Genomic DNA, 13,226 nt, shown 5'->3' on the forward strand with positions numbered 1-13,226 from the left:
AGTCTAGCCTTTATTTCAAGCGACGTTTAACACGCCAGATACTTGCTCCAAGAGCTGGCAATGTGAAGCTAAGGGTATTTTCATAATCCTTCCACTTCGCCTTTTGGGTACGAGTTTCAGGATTTCCTTCTTTCCAGACACCACCGAATTCTTCCATCTCAGTGTTAAGTACTTCTTGATAAATACCAGCGACTGGCAATCCAATAGTGAAGTCTTGACGTTCCACTGGAGCTAGGTTGAAAACACAGACGAGAAAGTCACCCTTATCGCCTTTGTCATCCTTACGAATGAAGGAAAGCACACTTTCAGCACGGTTATCCGCGTCAATGATTTCAATACCATCGTAAGAATCATCAATCTGCCAGAGAGATTTATGGTCCTTGTAGAAACCATTCATATGGCTAGTGAAAGCCTGCATCTTCTGGTTCATCTCATCTTCAAGATTTCCCCATTCCAGTTGGTAATCATATTTCCACTCTAAGAACTGACCAAATTCAGATCCCATGAAGAGCAATTTCTTACCTGGGTGACAGAGTTGATAAGCATAGAGGTTACGTAGGCCAGCAAACTGATTGTAGCGGTCCCCCCACATCTTATGCATCATACTCTTCTTACCATGAACTACTTCATCATGTGAGAAAGGTAGAACATAGTTTTCATTGAAGCAATACATGAAACTAAAGGTCATCAGATTGAAATCGTACTGACGGTAAACTGGATCTTCTTCGTAGAATTTGAGGATATCGTTCATCCAACCCATATTCCATTTGAAGTCGAAACCTAGACCACCCTCTTCAATCGGTTGTGTAATTGGTGTTGCTGCAGTTGATTCTTCCGCAACCATCATGACATCTGGATAGCGTTTTTTAATCTCACGATTGAGTTTTTGAAGGAAGCCATAGCCTTCCAAGTTACGGTTACCACCGTCCTTGTTTGGCATCCATGGACCCTCATCATAGTCCAAATAGAGCATGTTTGAAACTGCATCCACTCGGATACCATCGATATGATAATTTTCAATCCAGTAAAGAGCACTTGAAATAAGGAAAGACTGTACTTGATTTTTTCCTAAGTCAAAGTTCAACGCTCCCCAACGATAGTTATGAGCTCGATCGTGATCCTGATATTCGAAAGTTGGTGTACCATCAAAGTAGGCTAAAGCATCGTCATTCTGTGTATAGTGACCTGGGACCCAGTCTACCAAGACACCGATATTATTCTGGTGACATGCTTCAACAAAATCTTGAAAATCTTCTGGTGTACCATAGGTATGCTCAAAAGCAAAGTAACCCATGAGCTGGTAACCCCAACTCATCCCAAGAGGGTGAGCCATGAGTGGCATGAATTCCACGTGGGTATAGTTCATCTCAACCAAATATGGAATCAACTCTTCTTTCAATTCTTTGAAAGTATAAGGTTGACCATCCTCTTTTAGTTTCCAAGATGATGCATGAGCTTCATAGATATTAACCGGACGTTTTTGGAAGCCAAAGCGTTTGCGACGCCCCATCCAAAGGCCATCTTTCCACTTCTTAGCTTTCTTCTTACGAATGACAGCTCCTGTTCCTGGACGTGGTTCCAAATAAGTAGCAAAAGGATCCATCTTTTCAACTACTTGACCACCCTTACGTTTTACCAAGAACTTATAAATCTGTCCTTCTTCAGGGAGAGCTGAAGTAGCCTCCCAAACGCCGATATGGTTTTTAGTCATATCCAGAGGTTCATCAAACCAACCTGTGAAATCTCCGATTACCTGAATCTGCTCAGCATGAGGGGCCCACACACGGAAGACAAATCCTTCTTCACCCTCCAATTCATGCACACCCAGATAATTCTGAAGGTGGAAGTTCTCACCTGTTCCAAACGTGTACATGGCTTCATCGAGATTCATACAATCACTCCTTCCTTAAACTAGTCTTGATAGATCTAACTATCAAGAAATTAAAACATTGAAATATATGTAAATACACTAGAAAACCCTTCAGATTGATAGGGCTCACAAGCGAATAAAACTGCTTGTGTAAGCGTTTCCTATATTATAGCATTTTTTGACTGCCTTGTCAGTAAATATCCAAATCTTTTTTCATATTATTGAACACAAAAGTCTTACGTAATTTTCCAGAAATGTGCAATTCAACAATACCTGAATCGTACTCCGCTTTTGCGACATAGAGATTATCGTAAATATCTGCATATGAACGATATGACAATTCTGGTACAGTTTGCTTACGCTCAATTAATTTGGCAACTTTAGTAACCAAGTCTTTCTTAAGGGTCACTTGATTCCAATCCACCTGATTAACGGCATCAGGAGCATTGTAGCTATTCATGGCACGCATAACATCCGCTTCCGTGTAGTTTCCGTCTTCACCTGTTGCAACCATCTTACTACGCTGGAATTCTTGTCCCAACTGCATGAAACACAACCCTTGCATACTTAGATTAAGAGCATTTGCCAAGTAGATACGTTTTTCAATATCTTCTGGCGAATCATGTGGATGCAGATGATGCATAAGGTCATTCAAATTGTAGTTGTCGTGCGCCTCGATATAGTTGAGGACCTGACCTGGCATGAGGTAGTTTACAAAACCACGGCTACCAAGTAGACTCTTGGCAATCTGGTCTTCCAATGGGGCTCCAGACACATAGCCGTTACTGATGTGTCCATAGACTTCTGCCCCTTTAACGGCGTCACGCGCATTGTCATTGAAAAATCCGATTCTAGGCATCAGGGCTGCATTATCCTTCTTGCCCTTTTGATCCACAGGAAGACCAATTCCCATATCCCATCCTTCACCATATAGAAGAATCCTAGAATCAATATCATCCATGGCCGAACGAATGGCATTCATAGTAGCAACATCATGCAAGCCCATAAGGTCAAAACGGAAACCATCCACTCCAAATTCTTCTGCCCAATAGGTCAAAGAATCTATCATATACTTACGGTACATTTCCTTTTCACTGGCTGTTTCATTTCCACATCCTGACCCGTCTTGGAAAGACCCATTGTCATGCATACGGTAGTAATAGGCCGGCACAGACAGTTGGAAGGGAGAGCTGTAAGAAGAATAAGTATGGTTATAAACCACATCCATGATGACCCCAATGCCTTCCTCATGGTAGGCCTGAATCATCTTCTTAAGCTCTAAAATTGGTGCCACGGGATTCTTTTGATCAGCAGCAAATTGACGATCTGGGACATTATAATTCTCAGGATCATACCCCCAGTTATAGAGAAGCTTCCCATCTTTATCGTAGGTTTTATGGTGATCAAAGACCGGTTGCAACTGGACATAATTGTAACCCATGCGTTTGAGGTAATCAAAACCAGTCACATCTCCTTGGGCATTTTTAGTCCCTTTCTGACAGGCACCTAGGTATGTCCCTCTATAGGACTTCTTAACACCAGACGTCTCTGAGATTGAGAAATCACGGAGGTGCATTTCACAGATAACGGATGAGCAAGCATTTGCATTACGCCAGCTCGCTTTTTGCTTCGTTACCTTTTCATACCCTCTTGGTACAAGTCGCTTAGGATTGACCACTAAACTTTTTTTGTTATCTAAGCTAAGGGCGATGCTATAAGGGTCTCTCGTATCCTGATAGAAGCTTTCCTCATGATAAACACGAAACTGGTAGGCTACCCCATCCAAATCCTTTTTGACAGTGGCACTCCAAACACCGTGAGTATTCATCTCATGACGGTCCTTATTGACGCTGGCTCCTCGACTCATCTTAATGACCTTAGGATTTTTACTGCCCTTTTTAAAAAGTAAGAGCTGCACACGACGAGCTAGTGGGGACCAAAGGCGAAACTCTGTAGCCCCTTTTTCATACTTATGCCCTAACCAGCCTTGAAAAGCCCACTTTTGATCAAATTCCTGTCTACGAAGAGCCATATCAAAGGCATGCTGGTCGCGACCCTCAAAACTATGGCTAGTCAAGGCTGCCTGTTTAGAATAATAAACCGTTGGATCACCTTCAACTATCCAAATAGCATTGGGAGCATCCCCTAGGAAGCGTCGGACACGATAATCATGTGTTTGCCTCGACCAGTCTTCCGTTTTGACCAAAAGATTGACAGAATCAATAAAACGATTGGAGGGAGAAGTAACCTGACCAACAAGGCCAAAATCATCCTCACGTGAAAAATGGGCCTCTTCGCCCCAATAACCATCTAGCCACTTCCACATACTATATCGGGAATAGTCGCCATGCATACTATGAAAATGAACGGTTAATAAATTGTCCATTTTTTAACTCCTTAGTTTTTATTACTCACTCTTTCTCCTATTATAGCAGAAAATGTTCGTTTTGTAAGCGCTCTTATGGAATATTTTGCAATTTTTTGGTTTATTTTGAACATAAAAAAAGAATGAGAAAACAAATGGTAAAATACTCATTTTTCTCATTTCTTTTATCTGTTCTAATTCCTTTCAAAACCAGGCTCGTGACTCTTTCCAGTTCATTATTCTTGAGTCATCAAAACCTTACGTGGCTTGGTACCTTCAGCTGGTCCGATAACGCCGGCTTCTTCCAATTCTTCCATCAAACGAGTGGCACGGTTGAAACCAACTGACAGACGACGTTGAATCATGGAAGCACTGGCTTTTTGTGTTTCAAGGACCAAAGCCTTAGCTTCTTCAAAGAGAGGATCTCCTTCTGAGCTACCACCATTGGCAGACGAACCTCCACCAAAATCATTCTCAGAAACTTCACCAGGGTCAAAGCTCTCATCATAGTCGGCTGAAGCCTGGTCCTTGATAAAGGTCACAATACGTTCCACGTCATCATCAGAGATGAAGGAACCTTGTAGACGAACAGGGTGGTTCTCATCAATCGGTTTGAAAAGCATATCCCCACGTCCGAGTAGCTTTTCTGCCCCATTTTCATCTAAAATGGTACGACTATCTGTTCCCGAAGACACCGCAAAGGCCACACGAGAAGGCACATTGGCCTTAATCAAACCAGAGATAACATCAACCGACGGACGTTGAGTGGCGAGAATCATGTGAATTCCCGCAGCACGCGCTTTTTGTCCCAGACGAATGATGGCATCTTCCACTTCCTTACTAGCTACCATCATCAAGTCAGCCAACTCATCAACGATAACCACAATTAAAGGTAGGGGAATCTGTTTTTCTTGGGATTGGGCATTCCAATCTTCAACCTTGGCATTGTAGCCAGCAATGTTACGTACGCCAAACTTACTAAAGAGTTCGTAACGGTTTTCCATCTCATCTACCACTTTTTGAAGAGCCTTGGCGGCCTTACGTGGGTTGGTCACCACAGGGATAAGGAGATGAGGAATATCATTATAAACAGAGAGCTCAACCATCTTAGGATCGACCATGAGGAACTTAACCTGGTCAGGACGAGCCTTCATAAGAATACTAGAGATGATTCCGTTAACCGCAACCGATTTACCAGAACCTGTTGACCCAGCCACCAGCAAGTGAGGCATCCGTCCCAAATCAAAGCTACGAGCCGAGCCATCAACTGCCTTACCGAGAGGAACTTCCAAGAGCTTATTAGGATCCGTCTTGGACTGTTCCCAAAGTTCACGGAAAGAAACCGTCGCAATCTCAGAGTTAGGCACTTCGATCCCAACCAAAGATTTTCCAGGAATAGGGGCCTCAATACGGACATCTTTCGCAGCTAGAGCCAGAGCCAAGTCATCAGCTAGATTTGAAATGCGATTAACACGAACCCCAACAGCAGGCTTGACCTCGTACTTGGTCACTGATGGTCCAATTTCAGCTCGCTCAACCTTGACGTCAATATTGAAACTCTTGAAAGTATCTTCTAAGATTCTAATATTCTTACGAACGATGTTTTTCTCTTTAGATTGACTCTTAGGCTTATCAGGTGCAAAGAGATCTATCTGAGGTAGTTTATACTGTAAGAGCTCCTTCGGTGTGAAATCAACCTCGACAGGTGCATCATCTCCCTCAACAACCATAGATGGCGGAAACTCCTCGGTTGGCACATCGTCTGGATAAGGTGCATAATCTTCTTGGAAATCCTCATAATCCTCTGGAGGGAGATTATCATAGTAGCCCTCAGAGGCATAATCACTGATTTCAGGTTCAGGTGCAAAAATCTCAGTTTCTTGTGGTAACTCCTCTGCGGCATCATCTAAGATTTCTCCCGTCTCCTCGTCAACAGTTAAATCAGCCAGACGCTCGGCTTCGGCACGTTCTTCCGCCTCACGTTCTTTCTGAGCCTGACGTTCTGCCTTCTTTTCCTGACGTTGAGCCGTCCGTTCCAAACGCTTCTCAGCCCCTTTCTGCCAAGCTTCCTTAGCATACTCCATGATATCCAAGACATCCCAAGGGCTAAGAATGAAGGCACCCAAGAGAATGATCAATACCCCAATCATGAAGCTACCGATATTTGAAAAGAGGAAGGAAATCGGTTGGTATAGGAGAGCCCCCAACATACCACCACCCGCAAAACGAGCTACTTGCACACTGACCAGTTCCCCAAAAAGCAAGTCCTTGGTACCAGGGAAAATATCCAGACCACTCATGCGTTCTAGACTAAAGAGATAGGCGTGAAACTCCAACAAGAGACCCGCGAAGACCATCCAAAATCCTGTTACGTAGTTACTATGTTTACGTAACCATTTAAAGCCAAAGAGATAAACATAGATAGCAAAAATTAAAGGATAAGCCATACTCCCCACAAATACTCGAAAGAGATTATAGAGGGTAACCCCAAAGAAACCCAATCGAAAGACTGGGAAAATTAAAACAAAGGCAAAAAAGAAGGTCCATAGCATTCGCTTAATCGCCTTCTGTCTGTCTAATTCTGCTTTTGTAAGCCGCTTCTTACTGTTCTTAGAAGTCGACCCTTTTTTCGTTTTTTTCGTTGTAGCCATAGGTGTATTATACCACGTTTTTAGACATGAAAAAAGAGAGACAGGTCTCTCCTTAGATTGAAGACAAAGTCTTTTTTTGAGACTTTCCTTCTTTTGACATCATTCTTCAATTAATGATGTTGAGTGAACCGGACGATTCTTACCATCCGGATCAATATATTGGATAGCTTGGTTGATAGCGATAGGAGCTTCACCCATTCCCACAGCAATCAAATCAATCTTACCCTCATATTCTGCCGCATCACCGATAGCATAAACACCTTCTTGTGAGGTTTCAAACTGGGCATTGACAGTAATGCTAGAGCGTTTAAAGTCAACATTCCAGTTACGAAGGTTTTTATTGTTGGTTGAGAAGCCAAAGCTAACAATAAGGGCATCAAGTGGCAATTCCACAACCTCGTCTGACTTAACTTTTTGAACGGTCAAACTTTGGGCAAGACCATTTTCACCCTTAATTTCAAGTGGCACATAAGGCGTCATCACATTAACTGACGATTGATGAAGAAGCTCTACACTATGCTCATGGGCACGAAAGGCATCACGACGGTGAATCAAAGTCACGCTCTCAGCAATCCCATCCAAGTGATTAGCCCAGTCAACAGCTGAATCTCCACCACCAGCAATCGCAACCTTCTTGCCGGCAAATTGGTCAAGACTATGCACATTATAGAACAAGTTATTGTCCGCATAATCTTCTTCATTGTCCACACCCAAAGGACGGGGAGCGAAGGCACCATTCCCACAAGCAATGACGATAGCCTTAGACAAGTGTCGGCCCTTACTAGTAGCAATTGTGAAGATGCCTTCTTTCTTTTCAAAGGTTTGCACTTCTTCTTTCAAATGAATGCTGACACGATCTTCAAAACGCTTAAGTTGAGTCAAGAGATTTTCTGTCAATTCCGCACCTGTCGTTTGCGGAAAGGCTGGAATATCGTAGATTTTCTTCTCTGGATAGAGAACGGCAGGTTGTCCACCAAGCTCTGACAGACTCTCAATAATATTAACAGTCATACCACGTAGACCGGCGTAAAAGGCAGCCCAAAGTCCTACTGGCCCACCACCGATAATGGTAATATCGTAAATCTTTTCTTCTGACATTTTATTTCCCTTCTGCTTTTATCTCTTCTAAAATCTGACGTTCTTCATCCGTAAAGTCATAGTTTTCCAAGAGGTCTGGTCGACGCTCCCAGGTCTTACGCAAACTCTGTTCCATACGCCAACGTCGAATATTGACGTGGTGCCCTGACAAGAGAACATCTGGCACCTTCATGCCACGAAACTCAGCTGGGCGCGTGTACTGTGGAAATTCCAAAAGCCCTGATGAGAAACTATCATCCTTATGACTAGCTTCCTTACCTAAAACTTCAGGAATCAAGCGGACAGTCGCATCTACAATAGTCATTGCAGCCAACTCTCCCCCAGTTAAGACAAAATCTCCCAAGGAAATCTCATCCGTCACTAAGGTTTTGATGCGCTCATCATAGCCCTCATAGTGACCACAGATAAAGACCAATTCCTCTTCTTGCGCCAATTCTTCTGCATAGGCCTGATCAAAGGTACGACCGGCAGGATCTAAGAGAATAACGCGAGGTTTTGTGACGTCTAACTTGTCAAAGGTATCAAAAATTGGCTGGGCACGTAGCAACATACCTTGACCGCCACCGTAAGGTTCATCATCTACGTGACGAGCCTTCTCCGCATTTTCACGAAAATTGTGATAGTTGATTTCTAGAAGGCCCTTATCCTTTGCCTTACCAACAATGGAATGCTCTAAGGGAGCAAACATATCTGGAAATAGGGTCAAGATATCAATCTTCATCGTCTAATCCTTCCATGAGCTCAACCTCAACACGTCCAGCTGCAACATCAACATCGAGAACTACAGGTGGGATGTATGGCAAGAGCAAATCCTTCTTACCTTTACGTTTTACTACCCAAACATCATTAGCACCCGGTTGGAGAATCTCTTTGACCTGACCAATCAAAGTATCACCTTCGTAAACATCAAGGCCAATGATTTCATGGTAGTAAAATTCCCCATCATCAAGGTCTGTTAAATTTTCCTCAGCAATCTTGAGGCTGCAGCCCTTATACTTCTCCACATCATTGATATGGTAAAGCCCCTTAAACTTAACGATATCGAAGTTTTTATGTTTACGGTGACTCGCAATCTCAACATCCATGATGTAGTTGTCTTTGTCATCAAAAAGGGCTAGGACACTCTTCTTCTTAAAACGCTCATCCGCAAAATCTGTTACAGACAAAACACGAAGTTCCCCCTGCAAGCCCTGTGTATTCACAATCTTTCCAACGTTATAGTATGTCATTGAATTTCCTTATTATATGTTTTCTTATTCGAATGAAACCACGACTCGACGAATTATTTGTCATCATCTGACAGCCATCACAAAACAAAGTTATTTCTTCGGGTCGAGGTCTTGTCATTTATGATTTTAAAGTGGTATAAAATGTTTGGCCTAGGCCAGTCAACCCCTCTATTTTATCAAAAAGGACACAAAAAAACCAGCTTTCTCTAGCTGGCACTTATAGTCCGTACGGGATTCGAACCCGTGTTACCGCCGTGAAAAGGCGGTGTCTTAACCCCTTGACCAACGGACCATAATCTGTGTCTCTACCCTCAGGTAGAACTGGGGTAGCTGGATTCGAACCAACGCATGAGGGAGTCAAAGTCCCTTGCCTTACCGCTTGGCTATACCCCAAAAGACTCTTATTATTCTACAGAAAAACTGGTTGGCTGTCAACACTTTTTTTAACTTTTTTCAAAAAAAAAGCAACCGGAAATACCGATTGCTAGGAGTTAGGAGATTTCATCATCTAAGCGAACTTAGATAGATGATATGAGGTCGCTTCAACCTCATATGAAAAAAGAAAAGTTTTAGGATGACTTCATTATATGTTTTGCTAGAAATAAAGTCAAAAGATTTGACTTGCAAAATCCGAGTAAGGGGTAAGAATTATGATAACTCTCCCTAGCCTCTAAATAACAAGGTTAGTTGATAACTTTATTCATCATCCTGTGAAACCAAATGATGTCTAAAGGCATAAACGACAGCCTGAGTACGGTCATCAACATTGAGTTTTCCTAGGATATTAGACACGTGAGTTTTAACGGTTTTCAATGAAATGAATAGCTCGTTAGCAATGGTCTGATTGTCATAACCCTTAGCCAAAAGCGCCAGGATATCACGTTCACGTGCCGTCAAGTCGTCGTGTAGGTCCGGGTGGCTATCGTGGTATTTAATCTTATTGTCCACCTCAGTTTCGATAGCTTCTTCACCACGGTAAACCTTACGGATACTATTGAGAATCTCTGCCGCACTGCTAGTTTTAAGCATATAACCTTTAGCACCAGCTTCAATGACTGGATAAATTTTTTCATTGTCCAAATAGCTAGTCAAAACCAAAATCTTGGCTTCTGGCCATTCTTTGAGCAATTCCAAAGTCGCTTGAACACCATCTAATTCAGGCATGACAAGGTCCATTACGACAACATCTGGACGAAGTTCCAGGGCAAGGTCAACACCTTCTCGGCCATTGCTCGCTTCTCCAATCACTTCCACATCTCCTTGGAGATTCAGGAAACTCTTAAGGCCCAAACGGACCATCTCATGGTCATCGACCAAAATCACATTTATCTTATTCGACATTGTCTTCTCCTCTTAATATCGGCACACGAACATCAATAGATGTTCCTTTACCTATAGCAGATAGGAACTGCACAGTTCCCGCCATTTCATCGACACGTTCCTGGATATTTTTCAGTCCATAACTCATCTCGTCAGTCGACGCATTTAAATCATAACCAACACCGTTATCCAACATTTTCAATTGAATTTCCTGACTATTTTGATAGAGATAAACCTCTATCTGGCTAGCCTTGGCGTGTTTAAGAGTATTAGAGATAAACTCTTGGGCAATCCTAAAGAGATTATTTTCAATACGCTTAGGCACTTTCTTAACCATATCCTTGTAGACGACATGGATATTGGATTTATCGGTTAATTCCTTAAGAATCATCTGCAAGCCTTCTTGCAAGGTCTTGTTCTCAAGCTCTGTCGGACGAAGATGCAAAAGCAAGACACGCATATCATTTTGAGCGTCCGTCAGCATGGCCTCAACCGCCTGGATCTGATTATGCAGGTCTTCCTTACTTAGCTGGTCCGCAATCTGAGAAACACCAGATAGGATCATACTAGCCGCAAAAAGCTCCTGACTAACGGTATCGTGAAGGTCACGAGCAATACGTCCTCGCTCCTTCTTAATAATATCACGGCTTTGAAGAGCTTGGGCATTCTCAGTTTTCTGCAAGTCCTTAGTCAATTTACGCATCTTATGAGATAAACGCATCATATTCTTGTCTAACTCAATATCTCCCTGACGTTTGACTGGTTGATTATTGATAATGCGGCGCAAATCCTGATTGACTGATCGCATACTGTTATCATTGGCAATGGCCCAAAGAATATAAAGCAAAATGAGCAAACTCAGAACCACAAAAAACATGTTAAAAAGGAAATGGAAGACCTGAGACAGATTACCAAAAACCAATGAAAAGTTAAGGTTAAAGCTATCCATAACTACTAGGGTAACGCCAACCAGAACGACAACTGAATAAATCAGAATCAAAAATAGGTACTGTTTCTTCATTTGCGACGTACCTCCACTGGTCCAGCTCCAACATTGAGAATCAATTTCACTGTTCGATGAGCATGTTCATACTCCGCCCCCTGCAAGGTCAATCTTTCGTAACGGAGGTCGTACTCATCTTCATTGAAGAAGGTGACAGAGCTATAAATCGCTGATATATTGAGCTTGACGGAAACATCAATTGGTACCAAGATAGTCGTCGGACCATAAAGTTTCTGCAAAATCACAACATTATCTCGCCCCGAGACGATAACCTGGGTCAAATCAATCACATCTGTCCCAAAGAAACGAATGATATTGATATCATCAAAGTCATAGCGATCACTGACAGGTTCCATCCGAGTTCCAATCCACTGATTTCGCACAGCCTGAGGATCCAAGTCATCTTCCTTGAATTGAATAAGAGCGTAGCGATTCTTTTTCTTGACCTGTGAAAAATGGTTAATCATGACATAGGCCACACCCACCAAAATCGCAAGCACCACATAGATATTCCACATGGAAACCAGAAAAAGTGAGATCAAACAGAGGGTCAAGACAAAATCACTTTTGGATTCCTTATTAAAAAAGCGAACCGCTAACAAGGTCAAAACCAATATGAAAATAAAACTGGTAATATCATTATTAAAAATGGTAATCAGGCCCAGAGTCAAAAGCAGAGCTTCCACTACTAAGAAAAAATTAAATTTGGTCATAAGGATCTCTCAAATAAAAGTATACAGGCTTCATTCTATCAAATTTTAAGGCAATTGACAAAAAGACCCAGTTTGAGTACTGAGTAACCAAGATAGAAAAGGGGCAGAAGAAAGCAAAAAAGTGCCTCCATTACAGGAAACATAGTCTTTCATTCAAAAATCTTAATCGTCAGTATCGTCCATTTTGCTATTTATCATTATCACTGTACTTCTGATTTCCTCCAGTATGACACGCTGCTCTGCTAATTCTTTCTTAAGCTCGGCTAATTTTCGGTCAGTCTGACGACCTGACCGCACAAAAATATTATTAAGAGAGCTAGTTAGCAACCCTAGAGTGGCAATCCCACTAAACATGAGAATAACAGCGACTGCCTTACCTACAAGCGTTTTAGGGACGATATCTCCATAACCAACCGTAGTCACCGTTGCTACAGACCACCAAATAGCATCTATAAAATTATGGTGTTCTACTCGGGCAATAACAGCACTACTGATAAGAATGATAATACTATTAACCGAAAGTAGAAAATAAAAGCCATTTCTGCGATTGATACGATTGGAAATATGCTTGAGCTTGCTACTCAAACCAATTAAGCGGGAGAGTTTGGCCAACCGAGCAAAACGACCGACCCTCGAAAAACGGAGGAAGGTAAAGACTTCATTATAGGGAATGATAGCCAACAAGTCCAAGACATGTGTTTTCACAAAAATTCGCTTACGAGGTGCCAAGGAGAAACGAATCGCATAATCAATGGCAAAGATGAGCGTTATAGACTGATCTATCACTCTGAAAGGTCGCCTTCCAATTGAAATTAAGCCAACTAAATCAAAGATAACTAAGCCAATGGAAATAAGGGCCAAGACCGTCATGACAATATCGTAGGTAATGATGTACCTTCTCAGTTTTCTACGGTTTCTCATAGCGTCTCTCCTATATGTGATGTCTTCATTATAAAAGAATCTCTGACCTCTGGCAA

Annotated in this window: 10 protein-coding genes and 2 tRNA genes; all 12 read right to left on the minus strand. The window is 42.2% G+C overall.

What is annotated here, in order from left to right; all coding sequences use genetic code 11:
* Window positions 1-10: 10 nt before the first annotated feature.
* Window positions 11-1,891 (minus strand): 1,4-alpha-glucan branching protein GlgB, encoded by a 1,881-nt coding sequence (gene glgB, locus ACYVQ1_RS03655; protein WP_461249966.1) that lies wholly within the window; start codon window positions 1,889-1,891, stop codon window positions 11-13.
* A gap of 169 nt (window positions 1,892-2,060) precedes the next feature.
* Entirely contained in the window at window positions 2,061-4,256 is a 2,196-nt protein-coding gene (gene pulA / locus ACYVQ1_RS03660) for a type I pullulanase (protein ID WP_461249965.1), read from the minus strand.
* Window positions 4,257-4,471: 215 nt separating this feature from the next.
* Complete coding sequence (locus ACYVQ1_RS03665; RefSeq protein ID WP_461249964.1) at window positions 4,472-6,886, minus strand: DNA translocase FtsK; 2,415 nt, start codon at window positions 6,884-6,886, stop codon at window positions 4,472-4,474.
* 99 nt (window positions 6,887-6,985) lie between these two features.
* Complete coding sequence (locus ACYVQ1_RS03670; RefSeq protein ID WP_461249963.1) at window positions 6,986-7,984, minus strand: NAD(P)/FAD-dependent oxidoreductase; 999 nt, start codon at window positions 7,982-7,984, stop codon at window positions 6,986-6,988.
* 1 nt (window position 7,985) lies between these two features.
* Window positions 7,986-8,705, minus strand: a complete 720-nt coding sequence (gene trmD / locus ACYVQ1_RS03675; protein WP_060972852.1) for a tRNA (guanosine(37)-N1)-methyltransferase TrmD — start codon at window positions 8,703-8,705, stop codon at window positions 7,986-7,988.
* A complete protein-coding gene (gene rimM / locus ACYVQ1_RS03680; RefSeq protein WP_060971504.1) occupies window positions 8,695-9,213 on the minus strand; it encodes a ribosome maturation factor RimM in 519 nt (172 codons plus the stop codon). Before rimM ends, trmD begins: the two co-directional genes overlap by 11 nt.
* A gap of 220 nt (window positions 9,214-9,433) precedes the next feature.
* Window positions 9,434-9,505 (minus strand) — tRNA-Glu (locus ACYVQ1_RS03685).
* Window positions 9,506-9,534: 29 nt separating this feature from the next.
* Window positions 9,535-9,606 (minus strand) — tRNA-Gln (locus tag ACYVQ1_RS03690).
* A gap of 303 nt (window positions 9,607-9,909) precedes the next feature.
* Window positions 9,910-10,554, minus strand: a complete 645-nt coding sequence (locus tag ACYVQ1_RS03695) for a response regulator transcription factor (RefSeq protein WP_414358727.1) — start codon at window positions 10,552-10,554, stop codon at window positions 9,910-9,912.
* Complete coding sequence (locus ACYVQ1_RS03700) at window positions 10,544-11,554, minus strand: envelope stress sensor histidine kinase LiaS (protein WP_461249962.1); 1,011 nt, start codon at window positions 11,552-11,554, stop codon at window positions 10,544-10,546. The genes ACYVQ1_RS03695 and ACYVQ1_RS03700 overlap by 11 nt, the downstream gene beginning before the upstream one ends.
* Window positions 11,551-12,249: a cell wall-active antibiotics response protein LiaF gene (gene liaF, locus ACYVQ1_RS03705; RefSeq protein ID WP_461249961.1), complete on the minus strand. Its 699-nt coding sequence runs from the start codon at window positions 12,247-12,249 to the stop codon at window positions 11,551-11,553. Before liaF ends, ACYVQ1_RS03700 begins: the two co-directional genes overlap by 4 nt.
* Before the next feature lie 162 nt (window positions 12,250-12,411).
* Window positions 12,412-13,170, minus strand: coding sequence for a potassium channel family protein (locus ACYVQ1_RS03710; protein WP_461249960.1), 759 nt, complete (start codon window positions 13,168-13,170; stop codon window positions 12,412-12,414).
* Window positions 13,171-13,226 lie beyond the last annotated feature (56 nt).

The sequence above is a fragment of the Streptococcus parasalivarius genome (assembly GCF_054785155.1).